Origin of the sequence: Nocardia sp. NPDC050406 (assembly GCF_044459025.1) — a bacterium.
GTDB lineage: Bacteria > Actinomycetota > Actinomycetes > Mycobacteriales > Mycobacteriaceae > Nocardia.
Map to the genome: position 1 here is coordinate 2,179,050 of NZ_JBITIM010000001.1, position 19,357 is coordinate 2,198,406.

Sequence of the window (19,357 nt, forward strand, 5' to 3'; positions counted from 1 at the left end):
CTCATCGTGGTGATCGCTCAGCGCGCGTAGGCCGCCCGGGCGCGGGGTCGCGCCAACAGCCGATCGGTGTCGTAGGTGTCGAGGATCGCGCGCAGCCCGGGCTGTTCGGCGGCCAGTTCGAGGTACACCTCGACCGCCGATTTACCCTGTGCCAGCGCGTGATCGAGCTTTACGCTCAGATGGTTGTCCCAGCGGTACCGCAGGGCGAGCAGGACGCCCTCCGGCCCGCCGAAGAGTCGGTCCAGCTCCGGGAATCCGTCGAACAGTGTGGGATCGGCGGGATTTCGCGCCGCGCGATCGAGAACGGCGTGCAGGATATCCGTGCGAGCGTGCAGGTCTGCCCAAGACATGGCCCCCAACCTTTCGTCAGCGCCCGGCTGCCTTCGTAGGTGCCGGACAACGATGTCGATACCAGGAACGCTACGGACCCCCTCCGGAGCTGTCTTCGTGCCGAGGACCCGAATCGTTCTCCTACCGGGGTAGGAGAACAAGCCCGTTCGCCGAAGGATGCACACTCGCCATTCGGACAATTAGCCTTACAGGATGAACGTGACCGACGCCACGTCTCCGCCCGCCGGGCCGACCTGGCGGGCGCGCGCTCGCGACAGCGGTCTGCGCGTCCGCCGGTTCACGCGCGATCCGCTCTCGCAGTTCCGCAGCAATGTCGAGGCGCTGCCCTACGACTATCCGGCGTCCACGGTCATGTTGCTCGATGTGGTGCTGCTCGCGGTGGCGACCATCGCCATGGTGCAGCGGCACGAGTACTTCCCGCATCTGCTGCCACTGCTGGCGATGGCGCTCACCTATGTCACCGGCCCGCTCTACGCCTTCTTCGGCGTGCTGCCCAAACCGTGGCTGATCGGCGGCCTCGCCATAACGGCGACCGCATTGTTCCTGGTCCAGCCGGTGCAGAACGATCTCGCGCCGCTGATTCTGATTCTGGCGGCGGGCGAGGTCGCCGCCATCACGCCGCTGTACGTGAGCGTGCCGCTCGCGGTGGCCATGGTGGGCGAGCTCGTGTTCTTCGCCCGGATCGGGCATCTCGACGGCGCGCTGCAGTACGGCGGCGGCGTGGTGTGCGGCTGGATGACCGGGCGCATGCTCCAGTACCAGACCCGCTACGTGCGCCAGGAGCGCGAATACCAGCAGGTGCGCTCCGCCCAGGCCGCCGACGAGGAGCGCCGCCGTATCGCCCGCGAGGTGCACGATGTGATCGCGCATTCGTTGAGCATCACGCTGCTGCACGTCACCGCCGCCAGGCACGCCCTGCAGACCGACCGCGATGTGGACGAGGCGGTGGACGCGCTCACCGATGCCGAACGCCTGGGCCGCCAGGCCATGGCCGATATCCGGCGCACGGTGGGCCTGCTCGATCAACGCCCGTCGCCGCGCACCGCCGAGCCGAGTCTGGACGATATCGGCGGTCTGGTCACCGATTTCGTGCGCGCCGGAATGGATGTGACCTACCGCGTCGAGGGCGATACCGCCACGGTCTCACCCGGATTGGGGCTGGCGATCTACCGGATCTGCCAGGAGTCGCTCTCCAATGTCGCCAAGCACGCGCCCGGCGCGAGCGCGCGCCTGGAACTCACCGTCCTCGCCAAGGACGTGCTCGTGTCGGTGACCAATACGCTGCCCGCCTCGGCCCTGCGGCGCCCCGGTCGCGGCATGGGCATTTCGGGGATGCGTCAGCGGGCCACGCTGCTGGGCGGCGGCCTGACCGCCGGGGTCGACGGCGGCGAGTGGCGGGTGTCGGCGCGAATTCCGCTGCCCGGCAACCCCTATCACTGCTATGTCAGCGCGGCCGAGGAGTCGGTGCGGTCGGTGGTGCAGACCGTCACCCGCAAATTCCACGAGGGCCGCACGGAGCCCGGTGCGCACCGGGAAACCCAGGAGGGTCTGTGAATCCCGACGAGCAGCTCGTCGACGTCCTCATTGTCGACGACCAGGAACTCGTGCGCGGCGGTCTGCGCCGAATCCTGCGCCGCCGGGACGGTTTCGCGGTGAGCGAATGCGCCGACGGCGACGAGGTGCCCGCGGCGCTGGCCGCGAAGCGCCCGGACATCGTGCTGATGGATCTGCGGATGAAGCGCGTCGACGGTATCGAGGCCACCCGCACCCTGCGCCAACGCGACGATGCCCCACCGGTTCTCGTACTGACCACCTTCGACGACGACGATCTGCTCTCCGGTGCGCTGCGCGCGGGCGCGGCCGGATTCCTGCTCAAGGACTCCCCCGCCGAGGATTTGATTCGGGCGGTGCGGACGGTGGCCGCGGGTGGTTCCTGGCTGGATCCGACGGTGACCCCGCGCGTGCTGAGTGCCTACCGGTCGGTCCGCCCCACCCCCGCGCCCAGCGGCAATCGGCTCGGCGAACTCACCGCCCGCGAACTCGAGGTGCTCGAGCTCATCGGCCGCGGCCACCTCAATGCCGAGATCGCCCGCGCCCTGGGCATCTCGGAGGTGACCGTGAAAAGCCATGTGGGACACATTTTCGGAAAGCTCGGATTACGCGACCGGGCGGCCGCCATCGTCTTCGCGTTTGACCACGGCATAGTCGCACCCGGACAATCCCATTCTTGACGGACAGGTTGCGGTCACTCGTGTCGTGACCGGTCCGGGAGTTGGAGGTTGGACGGGGTGGATGCAGTGCCATCGCGGGCCGGAAGCAGATTCGGCCCGTACGAATTGCGCTCGCTGCTGGGCAAAGGCGGCATGGGAGAGGTCTACGAGGCCTACGACACCAGCAAGGACCGCGTGGTCGCGCTCAAACTGCTACCGAGCGAGCTCGCCGAGGACCCCTCCTACCAGGAACGTTTCCGACGCGAATCGCAGGCGGCGGCGAGACTGGCCGAGCCGCACATCATTCCGATCCACGACTGGGGCGAGATCGACGGTGTGCTCTACATCGATATGCGCCTGGTGCGCGGGCAGGATCTGCGCTCGCTGCTGAACGCGCACGGGGCGCTACCGCCCGCGCGGGCGGTCGGTTTGCTCGAACAGATCGCGGCGGCCTTGGATGCCGCGCACTATTCGGGGCTCGTACATCGCGATGTGAAACCCGCCAATATTCTTGTGACTGATGCGGATTTCGCATATCTCGCGGATTTCGGTATCGCGCGCGCGGAGGGCGACACCACCGTCACCATGACGGGCACGGCGGTCGGCTCGTATGCCTATATGGCCCCCGAACGCTTCGACGCCGGGCCGGTCACCGGGCGCGCCGATATCTACTCCTTGGGCTGTGTTCTGCACGAATCGCTCACGGGGACACGGCCTTTCCCGGCGCAGAACATGAGCGAGTTGATTCGGGCGCACCTGTCGCAGTTGCCACCCCCGGCCACGCGACTGCGCCCCGGCATTCCGCAGGCCTTCGACGCGGTGATCGCGCGGGCGCTGGCCAAGAACCCGAATGACCGGTACTACACGGCCGGGGAGTTCGCCGCCGCCGCGCGCAATGCGCTCATGGGCGGTCCGGTGGCCGCGCCGCCGACCGAACATCTGCCGCCCGCCCGGACCGTGCCGCCCAGCACCGTGCCCCCGAGCACCGGGACCCCCGCCATCACGCCCGCCGCGGAGCCGACCACGCGCAACGCGCCCGCCGACCCGACCACCCGTCGTGCGGGGACGGCGGCTCCGCGCGTGGGTACCTCCGATCCGACTGTGGTGCAACGCAATCCGGGCGCGGGCCCCAGCACCGGCGCGTTCCCGCCCTACACCACCGGCAGCTTCCCGCCCGCCAGCGGCGAACAGCCGCCCACCGGCGATCTGCCGGTGATCGTGCCCGCCGATCCGACGGTGGTGCGGCCCAGCGATTTCTACTTCACCCCGCTGCCGGAGAATCAGCCGAGCACACCCACCTGGGGCCACCCGGATTCGTACTCCTCGGGCGCACAGGACTTTCCGTACGCACCCGCCCCGGACCCCTCCGCCTACCCCACCTCCTCGCATCGGCGCGTCGAGACGCCGCCGCCGACCTACCGGGAACCGCGCAAACGCTCCATCGCGCTGCCGGTCGCGGTGGGCGTGCTGGCCATCGCGCTGGCCGCGGTGGCGGGTGCGTTCGGCTGGCAAGCCATCGACGGTGGCAGCGACGAATCACCGACCGTGACAGGGGCACAGGGCAATCCGGGCGGGTCACCACGTTCCAGCGCCACCACCCAGGAGCGCACGACCACCACCTCGGCGCCGCCGACCGTGGTGCAGCTGCCCGCGGGCGCGACCCCGTGCCCGTCGGTCTTCGGCTCGCTCAACGGCTACACCGTCTCGGCCATCGGATCCACGGTCACCAGTTGCCCGTTCGCCGAGGAGGTGCGGCGGGCCTACGCCAGCGCGACAGGAAATACCCCGGGTGCTCCCGCTAGTGTTGTCGCGGTGAGTCCGGTTACCGGCCGGTCTTACACGATGAGTTGCACTGCCGCAGGGAAATTGGTGACCTGTGTCGGTGGGGAGAATGCGGTGGTGTATGTCTACTGATCCGATTCCGGCCTGTCGCAAGGTCTTCGCACGCGGTGTGACGCTGGCGGCCCTGGTCGCGGCGTCGGCGTGCGGTGCGCAGGTCGGCACTTCCGGTGTGCCGGTGGCGCAGTCGGCCGATATCGCCCCGGCCGCGCGCAGCGAGCCGCAGCTGTCGATGGCCGCGCCGAATCTGCCGGAGCTGTTCGGCCTGCCCCGAACCATCTCGCTGGCAGCGGATTTCGCCGACCTCGAGGAGAGCGTCGAGGGCCGTATGGGTATGGCGATCATGCCGGTCGGCGGCGGCGAGCTGACCGCGCTCGGCGACTGGAGCACGGGTATCGCGTGGTCCACCATCAAGGTGCCGCTCGCGCTGGCGGCGCTGCGGCACGATCCGGAGGGGATGAGCTCGGCCGCCGAGGCGGCCATCACCTTCTCCGACAATGGTGCGGCACAAGAGCTCTGGGATTCGCTGGGCACCTCCAACGAGGCCGCGCTCGCCGTCGAGGCGGTGCTGCGCGAGGCCGGGGACACCACCACCGATATCGCCGACCGCAACAGCAGGCTGGCGGCGGTGGGCTCGGACGAGCTGCTGGCCTTCGGGGCCACCAGCTGGTCGCTGGCCGATCAGGTGCGCTTCGCCTCGCGGTTGCCGTGTCTGTCCAGCGCCGATTCGGTGATCACGCTCATGAGTGAGATCACCGCCAGTCAGAGTTGGGGTTTGGGTCGACTGCTGGGCGCGGAGTTCAAGGGCGGCTGGGGTCCCGACGACGAGACCGGCTTCTACACCGTGCGCCAATTCGGTTTGATCCCCACGGTATCGGGTCCGATCGCGGTAGCGCTGGCGGCCGAACCGGATTCGGGCAGTTTCGACGATGCCACCGAGATCATGGATCGCATGGCGTTGCTGCTCGCCGATCACATACCGAATCTGCACGGCGGGGTGTGCGCGCACTGATTTTCGGCTATACCCACGTCAACGGCCGTTGAAACGCGATCGACCCCATCGCATTTGACCGTGACGCGGTGACACACCAGAATCCATGCGATCGACGGGTGTCGGCGGGTGAGCATCGAACCCTCGCCCACCGCGCCCGGGACATGGAGGTGAACGGGGTGGACGTCGTAGGGACGGACAACCGGGGCCGAGCCGGAATCGGCGCGCCCACAAGGCAATCGGCGCGTCGACGATTCGCACGCGGCGCGGGTGCGCTCGCCGTGTTGTGCGCGCTGAGCGCCTGTGGCAGTGAGCCCGAACTGTTTCCGGAGACGCACGCCACCACGAAGGCCGCGGGCCCGACCACGAGTATGGTCGTCGCCGTCCCCGGCACACTGGCCTGGGATTTCAACGAATTGCAGGACTCGCTGGCCGGGAAGGTCGGCTTGGCGGTCATGCCGGTCGGCGGGGAGCGCATGGTCGCCCTCGGGGATTGGACCACCGGGGCGGCGTGGTCGACCATGAAGGTGCCGCTGACTCTGGCCGCGCTGCGCAATAATTCGGGCTATTCGGGTGCGGCCTCCACGGCCATCACCGCCTCCGACAATGCCTCGGCCGATACCCTCTGGCAGTCGCTGGGCACCGCGGACGTGGCGGCGCAGGCGGTGCAGGATGTGCTGCGCGAGGGCGGCGACAGCACCACCAAGGTGCCCGCCACTCGCAGCCGGGCGGAGTATTCGGCCTTCGGACAGGCGGAGTGGTCGCTGGCCGATCAGGTGCATTTCGGTGCGCAGCTGCCGTGCCTGCCGCAATCGGAATCGGTCATCTCACTCATGAGCAAGATCAGCTATGGCCAGCGCTGGGGGTTGGGGACGCTGGACAATGCCCAGTTCAAGGGCGGCTGGGGCCCCGACACCAGCGGCAACTACCTGGTTCGGCAATTCGGACTGCTGCCGGTGGAGGGCGGCGAGATCGCCATCGCCCTTGCCGCCCAGCCCAACTCGGGCTCCTTCGACGACGGCACGGTCATCCTGAACAAGCTGGCGGCGCTCGTCGAGAAACATCTGTCCGAGCTGAGCGGCGGGAGCTGCCCGACCTCGCGCTGACACCGCGCGCCGGTGACGCGATTCACTCGCGCGTGTCACCGGCTGCCGTCCGTCCGTAACCCACGGTTCACGGGGGTGCGGCCCACAGACTCGCGTCGGCGGGGCAAGATAGGCGGCATGCGTATCGGAGTTTTGACCGGAGGCGGGGACTGCCCAGGCTTGAACGCGGTCATCCGAGCTGTCGTTCGCACCGCGAACGGACGCTGGGGCGACTCGATCGTCGGCTTCCAGGATGGCTGGCGCGGGCTACTCGAGGATCGCAAGATCCAGATCTTCAATGACGACCGCACCGACCGGCTGCTCGCCAAGGGCGGCACCATGCTCGGCACCGCGCGCACCAATCCGGATGTGCTGCGCGCCGGGCTCGGTCAGATCAAACGCACCCTCGACGACAATGGCATCGAGGCGCTCATTCCCATCGGCGGCGAAGGCACCCTGACCGCCGCCAGCTGGCTCTCCGACGAGGGCGTGCCCGTGGTGGGCGTGCCCAAGACCATCGACAACGATATCGACTGCACCGACGTCACCTTCGGCCACGACACCGCGCTGGCGGTGGCCACCGAGGCCATCGACCGGCTGCACACCACCGCCGAATCGCATCAGCGGGTCATGCTGGTGGAGGTCATGGGGCGGCATGCGGGGTGGATCGCGCTGAATGCCGGAATCGCGGGCGGCGCGCACCTCACGCTCATCCCCGAAGTGCCCTTCGATGTCGACGAAGTGTGCAATATGATCAAGCGCCGATTCCAGCGTGGGGACAAGCATTTCATCTGCGTGGTCGCCGAGGGCGCGCAGCCCGAGCCGGATTCCATGAGCCTGCGCGACGGCGGCATCGACGAATTCGGGCATGTGCGGTTCACCGGGGTGGCGCAGCAGCTCGGCGCGGAGATCGAACGCCGCATCGGCAAGGAGGTGCGCACCACGGTGCTCGGGCACATTCAGCGCGGTGGCACGCCGACCGCGTACGACCGGGTGCTGGCCACCCGCTTCGGGGTCAATGCCGCCGAGGCCGTGCACTCCGGGAAATTCGGACAGATGGTGGCGCTGCGCGGAACCGAGATCGATCTGGTGCCGCTCTCGGAGGCCACCAAGCAGCTGAAACTGGTTCCGGCGGAACGGTACAACGAGGCCGCGGCCTTCTTCGGCTGAGACTCACCCGTCGAATCGTCCGGAGGCCACGGCCGCGGCGAAGACATCCCACTCGGTCGCGGCGAACACCAGGGCCGGGCCGGTGGGATTCTTGCTGTCGCGCACGCCGACTCCGCCGTCGAGGAACGCGATCTCGACGCATTCCTTCGCGCCGGTGCTGTAGGCGCTCTTGAACCATCGAGCGCCGGACGATTCGACGTTCACGTCGCGTACTCCTTCGCTGTTCTCCGCAAGAGGTCTCTACTGCTGTTCTCGTCCAGCGCCGCGCGCCGGAGATCGTGGTACGCCTGGTGATATCGGTCGACCGCGGCCTGTTTTTCCAGGTACAGGTCGCCGAGGAAATTCTCCAGGTACACCACGGTGGGATCGACCGGCTTGTTTCTGCCGTCCCGGCCGAATTCCAGAATGACGAACGGACCGACGGTATGTCCCGACGGCACGCCTGCGGAGAAGGGTAGTACACGAACGGCTATCGTCGGCAGCGTGCTCATATCCGCCACGCGGCGCAACTGGGCCGCCATGGTGCGGGCACTGCCCACGACCCGGCGCAATGCCGTTTCGTGCAGCACCACATCGAGGGTCGCGGGGGCGCGTTTGCGGGTGAGCAGATGTTGTCGGCGCATGCGCAACTGCACGCGGCGGTCGATCTGCTCGGCCGGAGCATCCGGCCAGTAATCTTCGATGAGAACGCGGGCGTAGTCGGCGGTCTGCATGAGACCGGGGACCAGATCGGGCTGATAGGAAATGAGCGTGCGGGCCGAGGATTCCAGGCCCACATACATATTGAAGCCCTCGGGAACCAGGCTGTCGTATTCGTGCCACCAGGACTTGACATTCGCCTGCTGCGCCAAACCCACCAGCGCCGCGGTGAATTCCTCGTCGAAATCGTAGATACGGCACAGTTCTCGGACGTCGAGCACGCGAATCTTCTCCGCGTTACCGGTTTCCAGGCGCTGCAGTTTCGATTCGCTCCACTCCATGAGGGCGGCGGCCTCGGCAATGGTCATATTGGATTCCATGCGGCCCTCGCGCAGGTAGCGCCCCAGTTGGCGACGCGGCAGTGTGGAACCGTGCTCGGACATCGAATCCTCCCCCACGACGGCTGTTTTCGGTCACTGTGAACGATGCTCCCATGCGGAATGAATGCTGACCTGGAGGTTTGCGAAAGTTTCCGGCTTGTCCGGACTTCGCTCGACAATCTCGAACGTCGAATGCTGTGCTTGACTCGCGCCCGGTGAGAGCCGGAGCCCTGACGACTCTGGAACGACTCGTCCCCGAGCCGGGCGCACCCCCGTCACCCATACCGCCGTCGAACCCCATGCAATCTCGATACGCTTGCACGGTGTGCCGAACGAACACCGCACCACCCAGCCGCAACCGCACCGACGCTGACCCGGCGGAAACCATGATGTTCATCTTCGATTGCACCGTCGATCCAGGCGACCTCACCCTCGACCAAGCCCACCAAGCCATGCAGATCCACATGTGCTGCACCGTCGACGACTGCAGAGTTCGCCGCCGAGCCCGCCAAATCCTGGTGGACACCGGACAAATGGTGTTGGGAGACCGCGCGAACCCCTGAGGGGAAGCGCACCCGACGGACGCGAATGCCCGGCACGGTCGACCCGAGCATTCACGGTTCACTACTTCCCGAGGCGCTGCGGCGCGCCTATCGGAGCGTTCGGCTGGTCGCGTCGGTGAAAGCCGCTGTGGCGGAGTCTTATTCGCGGGCGTGGCCTTGCCCTCCGCGCAGGGCGGACCGCGGTCGGCTTCGTCAGTCGGGTCCGACCGCGCCCAGAATCAAGACCGCCAGCAAGGTCAGCAGGACGGCGGCCGTCAGGGCGAGGACCACCACGGTGCCCGGCTGTAGTTGGCCGAGTGGGTGTCGCGCGGGCGGGATCCGCTGCGGCGGAACCGGGTTCGGCGGATACGGCTGCGGGCCGTAGGGGTGCGGGCCGCCCGGCGGATAGGCGGTGGGGGCGCTGCCCGGTGCGGCCGCCGGATCGAAGACCGCGTCCGGCGCGGGCTCGCCTGTGGCACGCACCGAATCGCTCTGCCCGACCTCGAGTCCCGGCTCACCCGAGTGCCCGCCCTCCGGATCGGGGGCGGCTTCGTCCGGGTTCGAACGCCGTTCGTCTCCGGTGCTCTCGGAGTGGGATTCTTTCGCCTGGTCCGCCGCGAGATCGTCTGCGTCCGAGTCGGATTCCGCGTTCGACGGGTGGGCCGCCTCGTCCGACGCGGCCGGTTTCTCGCTGTCCGATCCTTCCCGGAAACCGCCGCCAGCCGAGGAGTCGGCGGTCCCCTCCGTTGATTCCTCGGCGGTCCCCTCACCCTCGCGGGATGGGCCAGTGCTCGCGATCCACGCTCCGGCCGAATCCCGGTGGGAGGTATCGGGATCCTCGCGTCCCTGGGATGCCGTCGGTGGGGCGGGTGGCTGCGAGACCGCATCGGCACTGCCTGTGGTGTCGTCGGGCTCCGCGTGCCGAGGGGTTCCGGCGGCGGCCGAACCGAGTTTCGGGGGTTCCTCGGTCGGCCCGATCCGGGCGTGCTTCCCGTGCGGCTCGTCCGGTGGCGCTTCGGAATCCGCCGACTCGGACGTCGCCGCGGTGCCTTGCGGGGGAAGGTCGGAAACCTTTGCCAGCGAAACCGACGCGGCGTCACTTCCGGACGAACGTTCCGAGCCATCGGGCGGCGCGGGAAGGGGGTATCCGACCGATTCGGTCGTGGGGCGGGGCGGGACCGCCACGCCGACCGGATGCCGCTGCGGGGAATCGGGGTAGGCCATGCGCTCGGTGGCGGCAGCGGCCAGCTCCGATTCCTCCTGCGAGACAACCTCGTTCAGCCCATCTGAAGCCACCCCGCTCCCCAACCGGTCGCCCGGCGGCGTGGCGTCGTCCGAGGAGGTCGCACCGGCCGACCACGCCGTCTCGCCCGCGGGACTCGACGACTTGTCCTCGGCGGACGACGGCCCACTCGCTGGCGACTGCGCGCTGCTGGAATGCGGTGGCGCAGCGGCATTCTGCTGGCGCGAGTCGACGGACTGCGGTCCGGCGGGCGCGGGAGCAGCTTGCGGTTCAGGAGGCACCGGCGGGGCGGGATAGCCGGGTGGTGGTGCGGGAGAATAGGTTTGCGGCGCGGGGTACCCCGGAGCGTAGGCGGGCTGACCGGGCTGGGGCACGGGGGCGTACTGGGGTACGGCTGCCTGACCTTGATGCGGTGGAACCTGGGCGGGTTGGGGAGGATGGCCCGGCTGCGGAACCTGGTTCTGTTGCGGGACGTGGCCCTGCTGTGGAACTTGGCCCTGCTGCGGCACCTGACCCTGCCGTGGGACTTGCCCTGGCTGTGGGACTACCGGTGGCGCGGCCTGATAGCCCTGCGGCGGGTACGGCTGCTGCGGGTAGCCGGGCGGGGCGTAACCGGGTGAAGGTTGTTGTGCCGCAGGGTGGTTGGGGGGATAGCGGTAGGTGGGCCCGGATTGGACGATGGGTTGGCCGGGCAGCAAGGCGGGGGGTTCCTTGAGGGCGCGGCGGGCGGCGGCGGCGAATTCGGCGCAATTGGGGAAGCGGTCCGCGGGGCGTTTGGCCATGGCCTTGGCTATGACGGCGTCCATGGCGGCGGCCAGGCCGGGGCGGCGCATACTGGCCGGGTACGGCATCAATTGCAGGTGGCCGCGGATGATCTCGGCCGGATGCGGGGAATCGAACGGGCCGATGCCGGTGAGCAGCCAGTACAGGGCGCAGGCCAGGGAGTACTGGTCGGTGGCGTGGTCCAGGGGCGCGCCGGTCATCTGTTCCGGCGAGGCGTAGGCCAGGGTGGCGGTGAACATGCCGGTCTGGGTCAGATGGGTGGAATCCTCACGCAGCCGGGCGATTCCGAAATCGGTGAGGAACACCCGCTCCCCGTGTCCGGCCACCGAGCGCGCCAGCATGATGTTGGCGGGCTTCACATCCCGGTGCAGCACCCCCATGCTGTGCGCGTAATCCAGTGCGTCCGCGACACCTTGGATGATCTGTACCGCGCGCTCGGGCGGCAGTGTGGCGGTCTGCACGCTCGCGGCGTCGACGCCGTCGACATACTGCATGGAGATCCACAGCTGCGCGTCCTCGCTGCCGCGGTCGTAGACGGCCACGATATTCGGATGGTCCAGCTGCGCCACCAGATCGGCCTCGCGTTCGAAGCGGGCGCGAACCTCGCGGTCGGCGAACAGTTCCCGGTTCAGCAGCTTGAGCGCCGTCAGCCGACCCAGCCTGGACTGGCGGGCGAGATACACCGATCCCATACCGCCCTGGCCGAGCAGTCGCTCGATGGTGAATCCGGCGAACACGTCACCGCTGTTCAGCACCACGACCCCCTTCCGGCGACGTCCGAGTTCGAAATCCTATCCGCTGCGTGCCGCCCTCGACGGACACATCAGCGCTGCCGCGCAATGGATTCAGCCCGGTGTCACCAACCCGGATTCGTAGGCCAGCACCACCGCCTGGGCTCGATCGCGCAGATTCAGTTTGGCGAAGACCTTGGACACGTGCGTCTTCACGGTCTGTTCCGCGACGAAGAGCATGTCGGCGATCTCGGCATTGGACATACCCCGCGCGACGAGTTCGAGCACCTCGCGTTCGCGCGGCGTGAGATCCCCCAGCGCGGGCGTCGGTGTGCGCTTGGCGCGCCGCTTGGTGACATCGGCGATGAGGCGCCGCGTCACGGTCGGCGCGAGCAGCGCGTCGCCATTGGCGACGACGCGCACCGCGCGCACCAGTTCCTCGGCAGGAGCGTCCTTGAGCAGGAACCCGCTCGCGCCGATCCCGAGCGCCTCGTACACGTAGTCGTCGATATCGAAGGTGGTGAGCATGAGCACCCGCACCGGCGGCTCGAACCCCGCCGACAGAATCGCCCGCGCGGCGTCGAGCCCATTCATCTCGGGCATGCGCACATCCATGAGCACCACATCGGGTCGCAGCCGCTTCGCCTCCGCCACAGCGACTTTCCCGTCCGGCGCGTCACCCACCACGCTGATATCGGGCTGCGCCGCGAGCAGCGCCCCGAACCCAGCCCGCACCATCGCCTGGTCGTCCGCGATCAAAACAGTTATCGCCACAGTCGCACCTCGAGCACCCCACGAGTCTCGCACGGAACCGCCCCCAACGACGCACCCGCCGACACCGACCAGGTACTGATGGCGGAGCGCTCTCGCACAATGCCGCCACCAGTACCTGGTCGTGGTGGGGATGCCATGGGGACCTGGGCGTGGTGGGGACCCACGGCAGGACCTAGGCGTGGTGGGGACCCACGCCAGGACCTAGGCGTGGTGGAGAAGTCGCCGCGGCTGCCATCTGCTGTGGCCTCTCGAGATGCGCACCCCTGCTGCTCGAGCGGGGCCGCCTCCGGCTCCGGGTCGGACGTGATGGGCCGGACGTGAGGGGCCGGACCCGCGCCATGGGGCTTGTCGAGGTGTGGCCTCCACGCTCAACGCCGCGGTCTCCAGATTGTTCATCGCAACAACCGCGCGGGATGGAGACCCCACGCCAGGACTTGGACGTGACGGAGATGCCGCGCCAGCGCTTGGGCGTGGTGGAGATGCCGCGCAAGTGCTTGGGCGTGGTGGAGATGGGGCGCGATTTGTTAGCGCTACTCAGGTGGCAGCGCCTTCCGTCGGCGCGGCACAGGGGCTATGGCGTCGTTCGCCGCGGCGGCTGAGGTGGTGTCGATGTCTCCACGCGCGCCTGATGACGGCGCGGGTCGGCAAGGCGGGCACCGACTCTCGTCGCTGGTGTCGGGGCACCCGCCATTCCTCGTTCTGGGGCGCGTGCGAAAGTGCGAGCTTCGGGTTGGTCGTTGGGTGGCCGACTTTCGCCTGCCTCCCGTTCAGGGTCGGGGCGTGGTATTGCCTCGCTGCTCGCCGTCCGAGCTGCGCGCTAGATCGTCGGGGAGGCGGGTACGGAAGCGGGGGTGAGGGGTTCGGTGGGGGTGAAGAGGGGGGTGAGGGGGAGGTCGGCGTGGACTTCGAAGCCGCCGTCGGGGCGGGCGCTGGTGGTGAGGTGGCCGCCTGCGGCTTCGGCGCGGGATTGCATGCCCGCGATTCCGCTGCCGGGGGTGTCGGAGCGGGTCGGGGTGTGGCCGGGGGCGGGTGGGTCGTTGACGATGGCCAGGGCGAGGTTCGCGCCGGAGGTGATGCGGACCCGCACGGCCGCGCCGGGGGCGTGGCGGGAGGCGTTGGCCAGCGATTCCTGGACGATGCGGTAGAGGGCGAGGCCGGTGGAATCCGCGATGACGTCCAGGGGACCGTCGATCACCGAGGTGAGGCGCATGCCCGCGCGGCGCGCGCCTTCCAGCAGTTCGGGTACGTCGGCGGCGGTGGGCTGCGGGGCGTGTTCGGGCAGGTGGCCGTCGCTGCGCAGGACGCCGAGCAGTCCGCGGATCTCGTTGAGCGCCGCCCGCGCGCCCGAGCCGATGGCCTCGAACTCCGCCTTGGCGTCGGCGGAGAGCCCGTCGATGCGGTACGGCGCGGTCTGCGCCTGCACCACCACCATGGACATGTGGTGCGCCACCACATCGTGCAGGTCGCGAGCGATGCGCGCCTTCTCCTCCAGAATGGCCCGCCGGGCCCGCTCCAGCTCGGTCTCCTCGGACTGCTCGAGCAGCGCCTTCTGCGATTGCGTCAGCCACCGCACCAGCAGGCCGAAGATCACCAGCCCGGTGATGGCGATGGGCCAGCCCAGTCCGGCGTCGGCGAACGAATCGCCCGCCTGCGCCATGGTGGTGGCCATCAGCAGCGAGGTGGACAGCCACGCCACCAACACGATCTGCGCGCCCGCCCGCACGGCCACCGCGAAGGTGAGCGCGAACAGCACCAGGATGTGCACCACCTGGAAGGGAATGGTGTTGTCCGGCTGATTCGGAATGGCCAGGGCGATGAGCAGCGCGGACCCGGCCGACACCGCCCATCCCAGCGCGGGATTCACCCGAACGAGCAGCAGCGGGAAGGCCGCGAGCCCGGCGATGAACGGTTGCGCCGCGATCGGCACCTGATGGGTGAGGTGCAGCGTCGGCCACGCCACGGCGAGACCCAGGACCGTCACCACTCCGGTGAGCACGTCGAAGGTCAGCCGAGCGTTCTTCGGAAGACGCACCGCCTTCAATCTAGCCAGCATGGTCACGACACTATGGCCCTCCGCCACCAATGACCTCATACCGCTGGCCGATCTTGCACCCCCTACTCCGGTATCACCCACCCCCGCCTCTCCCCCACCGCAAGCACGCGCGAACGGCCCCACAGCGTGAGGCTCCCGAGCCACCCGCCTCCATAACGTCGCCACCATGATCGAGACCCCGGACTTCCCGGAACGACCCCGGCCCCATCACCCGCAGTCGTCCACCCCCGATCCCCGCGCCGACTTCCCCGCGCCGGACGGCCCCCGCAACAGCACACCGGTGCGGCTGTCGACGTCCGCCGACCGAGAGACTGCGCCGCGGCCGAACCGACTAGTCGCAGAAGAAGCGGTGTACGCCACGGCCTCGACTTCCCGGCCGAACCATGCCGGTTCCGCGGAGCGAGAACTGCCCCCGCGAGAGCGGAAGGATTCGCGTTCGGCGAGCACGAAGGCCCGCCTCGGGCGCGGCGATCGCGCCACCGAGCCCGCCCCCGAGGTCGGCACGGACCCGCAGGCTGTCGCCCAGATCGAGCGGGTGCGACCGCAGCGAACCGGCACCAACGGCGCGCTCGCGCGGGCGGCGGAGGGGCGGAATACACGTTCCGGCAAGGCGATTAGGCTCCGCAGGGGCGGGCGGGTCGCGGCTGCGTCCGCGGTGTTGTTGGCCGCTACCTTGATCACCGCGCCGACCGCCGCGGCGGCGAGTGCGCCGACGCCCGAGGCGACGGTGGGTGAGAACGCCGCCGCGCGGGCGGCGGTCGCGGGGCTCACGTCGGCGAATCAGGCGGTCGCGGCGATTCCGGCCGACTTCGCCGTTTCGGCGGGCTACGAGCCGACCCTGGAGCAGGGGCTGCTGGTGAACCCCGGTGGCGACTGCTCATCGCCGGTGCCGTTGCCCGCCGAGTTCGAGATCGCCTGCAAGGCACACGATCTCGGTTATGACCTGCTGCGCTACGCCGATGCGCACGGGCAGCCGCTCACCCCGTGGGCACGGCAGGCGCTCGACGCCACCCTCGAGGAGCGCATGCACGCCGCGTGCACCACCCGACCCGATCCGGTCAGCGGCGCCGCCTGCCAGGCCATGGCCACCATCGCCACCGCCGCCGTGGATCTGAACTCACGGCGACAGGACTACGGGCCACCCGTTCACGAAAACCTGTTCGACACAACCGAAGCCGAGCCCACCACGATGGCAGTCGCACTCCCCGTGCTCGGTTCGGCGCTCGCCTTCGCCGGATTCGCCACCGGGCGCGGCATGGGTCGTCGCGCCAACCGTGCTACCGCGCAGGAGGTTTCGGCATGACCACGGCAACCGCCACCGGCGCACTCAGCGCCGGGTGCGCCCGGGTCAGCGCTGCCCGTCGAGCTGCGGCCGCGATGGCCGCCGCACTGAGCGCGAACCTGATCACAGCCGAGTTCTCCGCCGGGGGCACCTTCCGCCACCAGGTCAACCGACGTGTCATGCAGGGGGTTTCCGTATGAGCACCGTGTCTGTCGCAGACGCATCCACCGTCGACCCGTGGGACGGCGAAGGGCCGGAAGAGACTACGCCGGTTCAACGGTCCGGTCCGGATGGGCCGTCCGATCGGGAGCTTCATGACGGGGGCCGAGGAGGTCCGGGCGTGGCCGCCAAGTTGCGGGGGCTCCGCACTCGACTGCTCGCGCCGCGCGTCGGGACCACGCTGGGTATCACCCTGGGCGTGCTCGCTTCGCTGGCTCCGAGCCTGTTGCCGCGCACGCCGTCCGCCCAGGCGATTCTGACCGGGCTGCTCGCGGCCGTCGGACTCGGTATCGCCGGGGTCGTTCGGTTCGTGGTGCGGCGGTGCGGGGTTGACGTCGATGCCGTGTTCGGGCGGTGGCGGCTTCCAGTATTCGCGGTCGGCTTGGTCGCCGTCTGTGGCTCGGCGGGATATGCGGAGTACTGGCAGCTGCGGTTGCGGGATGCCATGGGGGTGGCGGGGATCGGGGTCGTGTACTGGCTGCAATGCCTGCTCGGCGCCGCGCTCATCCTGACCGTCCTGACCGGCATCGCGCGCGGAATACGGTGGGCGGTCCGGCGTTTGGGTCGCGGGCGCAGCCTCGCCGTGGCCGCGGTACTGGCGGTGGCGGTGCAGTTCGCGGCGCTTCCGGCGGTGATCGAGTGGCGGCGGTCGACGTACGCGGCGGCGAATGCGGCCTTGGATCCCGGTGTGGTGCAGCCGCTTTCGCCCGCGCGATCGGGTAGTCCGGTGTCGACGATCAGTTGGCCGTCACTGGGGCAGCAGGGGCGCAGGTTCGTGGCGGGCACGCCCGCGCGGGCGGTGCGGGTCTACGTCGGCTTGGAGTCAGCCGCGGACTTGGATACCCGTGTATCCCTTGCCATTCGGGAGCTGGAGCGCTCCGGCGGGCTGAACCGCGCCAACCTGGTGGTCACCGTGCCCACCGGCTCCGGGTGGATCGACGCCGAGGCCGCCGCGGGGCTCGACGATCGCTTCGACGGCGATGTCGCTCTGGTCGGATTGCAGTACTCGGCGGCTCCGAGCTGGGCGACCTTCCTGTTCGGCCGCGCCGCCGCCGAGCAATCGGCCAAGGCCCTGTTCACCGCCATCGAACAGCGCCTGTCGACGCTCCCCCATCCCCCGAAGCTCTACGTCTACGGCCAGAGCCTCGGCGCGGTCGGCGGCACCTCCATCTTCGCCGACGACGCCGACCAGGACCGCCGCACCTGCGCGGTGCTCTGGGCGGGCCCACCCGCCGGACGCGTGCACCACGGCGGCGCGACCGTCCTCGCGAACTCCTCCGACCCGGTGGTGCACTGGTCACCGTCTCTGCTGTGGCGCGCACCGGATCTCACCGGCACCCGCGCGGACGCCCCTGTCCCCCAATGGCTTCCGGTGATGAGCTTCCTACAGACCTCCGCCGACCTACTGTCCGCCCTGGACGCCCCCACCGGTCACGGTCACCGCTACGGCCCCGACCAGGGCACCCGACTCGGCGGCTGCTAGCTGGTGAACGCGGTGAGCGCCGCATCCACCACGGCATCGGCGAACTCCTCGGTCAGCCCACCCAATCCGAGGGTCCAGCGGCTCTGCACAGGCCCGAGCAGGAGGTCCAGGAGGAGTTCGAGATTCGCGTCGGCGCGCAGCTGCCCGGCCCGGACCGCCGCGACCAACCGGTCGGTGACCGCGGCCCGCTCGGGCAGCAACAGCCGTTCCCGATACATGCCCGCCAACTCGGAATCCTGCTGCAATTCGATGAGCATGGCCCGCAGGAAACTCTCGAAACCCGGATCGGTGAGCGCCACGACGGTCCCACGCAGCAGCGTGCGCAGATCGGCGCGAATATCCCCGGTATCGGGCAGCGCCAATCCCTCTGGCCCGGAATTCATTTCGAGCATGGCATCGAAGACCACCGCCCCCTTCGACGCCCACCAGCGATAAATGGTCTGCTTGCCCACCCCCGCCCGCGCGGCAATGGCCTCGACACTGATCTTCGAATACGGCAGCTCACCGATCAGCTCGGTGGTGGCGGTCAGGATGGCGGCGCGGGCGCGCTCGCTGCGACGGGCGACGCTGGGCGTTTCGGGCATGCCCCACCCTAGCATTAAACGAGACGAACCGTCTCGTCTTGACAAGACCGCGATCGCTTGGCACAGTACTTTCGAAACGAGACGGAGCGTCTCGCGACGAAAGGATGAGCAATGACTCGAACCTGGTTCATCACCGGCGCCAACCGCGGCCTCGGCCGGGCCTTCACCGTGGCCGCCCTCGGCGCGGGCGATCGGGTCGTCGCGACCGCCCGTGATCCGCGCACCATGGACGACCTGACCGATGAACGACTCACGGTGCTGCCCTTGGACGTTCGCGACCGCGAGGGCGTATTCGCCACCGTGGCAGCGGCCTTCGAGAAGTCGGGCGCCATCGACGTGATCGTGAACAATGCGGGCTACGGCCTGGTCGGCGCGCTCGAGGAGCTCTCCGAGGCCCAGATCCGCGATCAGATGGACACCAATTTCTATGGCGCGCTGTGGGTGTCGCAGGCGGCGACGCCGTATCTGCGGGCCCAGGGCTCGGGCCACATCGTGCAGATCTCCACGGTCGGAGCGGTGGGTTCACTGCCGCTGTTCAGCATGTACAACGCCAGCAAGTGGGCCCTGGAGGGCTTCAGCGCCTCCCTCGCGGATGAGCTGCGGCCCTTCGGCATCGCGGTCACCATGGCGCAGATGGGCGGCTTCGACACCGACTGGGCGAAGTCGAGCATGAAGTTCGCCGAGGCGCTGCCCGCCTACCAGGGCCTGCGCGAAGGCATTCTCGGCATGCCGGACTACCCGGATCCGCTGGCCCCGCCGCCCGCCGTCGAGGCCGACGAGAACGCCGAATGGGCCGAAGCCGCACCGGAAGTCGGCGCGGCGGGACTGCTGGAACTGGTGAACGACCCGAACCCGCCGCTGCGCAAGATCATCGGCCCGGGCGCGCAGCAGATGGTCGCCATGGCCCTCGACCAGCGCCGCCTGGACTACGGCAAGGACCCGGAATTCACCTGGCCCGCATAGTGATCCGGCCCCGGCAGCAGACGGTCCCCTGCGGT

The 19,357-nt window shown here is 69.0% G+C and carries 18 protein-coding genes; 11 read left to right on the forward strand and 7 right to left on the reverse strand.

Annotated features, from left to right (window positions below):
* Positions 1-17: 17 nt before the first annotated feature.
* A complete protein-coding gene (locus ACIBH2_RS10360; protein WP_397115539.1) occupies positions 18-350 on the reverse strand; it encodes a hypothetical protein in 333 nt (110 codons plus the stop codon).
* Positions 351-543: 193 nt separating this feature from the next.
* Here ACIBH2_RS10360 and ACIBH2_RS10365 point away from each other — a divergent pair, with 193 nt between their 5' ends.
* From ACIBH2_RS10365 to ACIBH2_RS10390, 6 genes are all read left to right on the forward strand, one after another.
* Entirely contained in the window at positions 544-1,905 is a 1,362-nt protein-coding gene (locus ACIBH2_RS10365; RefSeq protein ID WP_397115541.1) for a sensor histidine kinase, read from the forward strand.
* Positions 1,902-2,582, forward strand: coding sequence for a response regulator (locus ACIBH2_RS10370; RefSeq protein ID WP_397115543.1), 681 nt, complete (start codon positions 1,902-1,904; stop codon positions 2,580-2,582). The genes ACIBH2_RS10365 and ACIBH2_RS10370 overlap by 4 nt, the downstream gene beginning before the upstream one ends.
* A 57-nt stretch (positions 2,583-2,639) precedes the next feature.
* Positions 2,640-4,475: a protein kinase gene (locus ACIBH2_RS10375; RefSeq protein ID WP_397115545.1), complete on the forward strand. Its 1,836-nt coding sequence runs from the start codon at positions 2,640-2,642 to the stop codon at positions 4,473-4,475.
* Complete coding sequence (locus tag ACIBH2_RS10380; protein ID WP_397115547.1) at positions 4,465-5,412, forward strand: hypothetical protein; 948 nt, start codon at positions 4,465-4,467, stop codon at positions 5,410-5,412. The genes ACIBH2_RS10375 and ACIBH2_RS10380 overlap by 11 nt, the downstream gene beginning before the upstream one ends.
* Before the next feature lie 158 nt (positions 5,413-5,570).
* Positions 5,571-6,497: a hypothetical protein gene (locus ACIBH2_RS10385; RefSeq protein ID WP_397115549.1), complete on the forward strand. Its 927-nt coding sequence runs from the start codon at positions 5,571-5,573 to the stop codon at positions 6,495-6,497.
* A gap of 117 nt (positions 6,498-6,614) precedes the next feature.
* Complete coding sequence (locus ACIBH2_RS10390; RefSeq protein WP_397115551.1) at positions 6,615-7,646, forward strand: ATP-dependent 6-phosphofructokinase; 1,032 nt, start codon at positions 6,615-6,617, stop codon at positions 7,644-7,646.
* Positions 7,647-7,649: 3 nt separating this feature from the next.
* On the opposite strand, the gene ACIBH2_RS10395 is transcribed toward ACIBH2_RS10390, so the two are convergent.
* Positions 7,650-7,850, reverse strand: coding sequence for a DUF397 domain-containing protein (locus ACIBH2_RS10395; RefSeq protein WP_397115553.1), 201 nt, complete (start codon positions 7,848-7,850; stop codon positions 7,650-7,652).
* Positions 7,847-8,728: a helix-turn-helix domain-containing protein gene (locus ACIBH2_RS10400; RefSeq protein ID WP_397115555.1), complete on the reverse strand. Its 882-nt coding sequence runs from the start codon at positions 8,726-8,728 to the stop codon at positions 7,847-7,849. Before ACIBH2_RS10400 ends, ACIBH2_RS10395 begins: the two co-directional genes overlap by 4 nt.
* A 260-nt stretch (positions 8,729-8,988) precedes the next feature.
* Here ACIBH2_RS10400 and ACIBH2_RS10405 point away from each other — a divergent pair, with 260 nt between their 5' ends.
* Positions 8,989-9,228 carry a hypothetical protein gene (locus tag ACIBH2_RS10405; protein ID WP_397115557.1) on the forward strand — a complete coding sequence of 80 codons (240 nt, stop codon included), beginning with the start codon at positions 8,989-8,991 and terminating at the stop codon, positions 9,226-9,228.
* Positions 9,229-9,420: 192 nt separating this feature from the next.
* Here ACIBH2_RS10405 and ACIBH2_RS10410 read toward each other — a convergent pair whose 3' ends face one another.
* From ACIBH2_RS10410 to ACIBH2_RS10420, 3 genes are all read right to left on the reverse strand, one after another.
* The gene (locus tag ACIBH2_RS10410) at positions 9,421-11,988 is read right to left on the reverse strand and encodes a protein kinase (protein WP_397115559.1); all 2,568 of its coding nucleotides are present in this window, start codon (positions 11,986-11,988) and stop codon (positions 9,421-9,423) included.
* A gap of 90 nt (positions 11,989-12,078) precedes the next feature.
* Entirely contained in the window at positions 12,079-12,738 is a 660-nt protein-coding gene (locus tag ACIBH2_RS10415; RefSeq protein WP_397115561.1) for a response regulator, read from the reverse strand.
* 817 nt (positions 12,739-13,555) lie between these two features.
* Positions 13,556-14,791, reverse strand: a complete 1,236-nt coding sequence (locus tag ACIBH2_RS10420; RefSeq protein ID WP_397115563.1) for a sensor histidine kinase — start codon at positions 14,789-14,791, stop codon at positions 13,556-13,558.
* A gap of 166 nt (positions 14,792-14,957) precedes the next feature.
* Here ACIBH2_RS10420 and ACIBH2_RS10425 point away from each other — a divergent pair, with 166 nt between their 5' ends.
* The 3 genes from ACIBH2_RS10425 (at position 14,958) to ACIBH2_RS10435 (ending at position 17,775) form a co-directional block, all read left to right on the forward strand.
* Entirely contained in the window at positions 14,958-16,094 is a 1,137-nt protein-coding gene (locus ACIBH2_RS10425) for a hypothetical protein (RefSeq protein WP_397115565.1), read from the forward strand.
* Positions 16,091-16,273: a hypothetical protein gene (locus ACIBH2_RS10430; RefSeq protein WP_397115567.1), complete on the forward strand. Its 183-nt coding sequence runs from the start codon at positions 16,091-16,093 to the stop codon at positions 16,271-16,273. Before ACIBH2_RS10425 ends, ACIBH2_RS10430 begins: the two co-directional genes overlap by 4 nt.
* Before the next feature lie 140 nt (positions 16,274-16,413).
* The gene (locus tag ACIBH2_RS10435; protein ID WP_397115569.1) at positions 16,414-17,775 is read left to right on the forward strand and encodes an alpha/beta-hydrolase family protein; all 1,362 of its coding nucleotides are present in this window, start codon (positions 16,414-16,416) and stop codon (positions 17,773-17,775) included.
* Here ACIBH2_RS10435 and ACIBH2_RS10440 read toward each other — a convergent pair.
* Positions 17,772-18,359: a TetR/AcrR family transcriptional regulator gene (locus ACIBH2_RS10440; RefSeq protein WP_397115571.1), complete on the reverse strand. Its 588-nt coding sequence runs from the start codon at positions 18,357-18,359 to the stop codon at positions 17,772-17,774. The two genes, ACIBH2_RS10435 and ACIBH2_RS10440, sit on opposite strands and share 4 nt — an antisense overlap.
* A gap of 111 nt (positions 18,360-18,470) precedes the next feature.
* Here ACIBH2_RS10440 and ACIBH2_RS10445 point away from each other — a divergent pair, with 111 nt between their 5' ends.
* Positions 18,471-19,322 carry an SDR family NAD(P)-dependent oxidoreductase gene (locus ACIBH2_RS10445; protein ID WP_397115573.1) on the forward strand — a complete coding sequence of 284 codons (852 nt, stop codon included), beginning with the start codon at positions 18,471-18,473 and terminating at the stop codon, positions 19,320-19,322.
* Positions 19,323-19,357: the final 35 nt, after the last annotated feature.

Coding starts and splice junctions, on each gene's coding strand:
- ACIBH2_RS10430 (WP_397115567.1), top strand. CDS start 16,091: ATGACCACGGCAACCGCCACCGGCGCACTCAGCGCCGGGTGCGCCCGG.
- ACIBH2_RS10445 (WP_397115573.1), top strand. CDS start 18,471: ATGACTCGAACCTGGTTCATCACCGGCGCCAACCGCGGCCTCGGCCGG.
- ACIBH2_RS10365 (WP_397115541.1), top strand. CDS start 544: ATGAACGTGACCGACGCCACGTCTCCGCCCGCCGGGCCGACCTGGCGG.
- ACIBH2_RS10380 (WP_397115547.1), top strand. CDS start 4,465: ATGTCTACTGATCCGATTCCGGCCTGTCGCAAGGTCTTCGCACGCGGT.
- ACIBH2_RS10390 (WP_397115551.1), top strand. CDS start 6,615: ATGCGTATCGGAGTTTTGACCGGAGGCGGGGACTGCCCAGGCTTGAAC.
- ACIBH2_RS10400 (WP_397115555.1), bottom strand. CDS start 8,728: ATGTCCGAGCACGGTTCCACACTGCCGCGTCGCCAACTGGGGCGCTAC.
- ACIBH2_RS10440 (WP_397115571.1), bottom strand. CDS start 18,359: ATGCCCGAAACGCCCAGCGTCGCCCGTCGCAGCGAGCGCGCCCGCGCC.
- ACIBH2_RS10425 (WP_397115565.1), top strand. CDS start 14,958: ATGATCGAGACCCCGGACTTCCCGGAACGACCCCGGCCCCATCACCCG.
- ACIBH2_RS10360 (WP_397115539.1), bottom strand. CDS start 350: ATGTCTTGGGCAGACCTGCACGCTCGCACGGATATCCTGCACGCCGTT.
- ACIBH2_RS10420 (WP_397115563.1), bottom strand. CDS start 14,791: ATGCTGGCTAGATTGAAGGCGGTGCGTCTTCCGAAGAACGCTCGGCTG.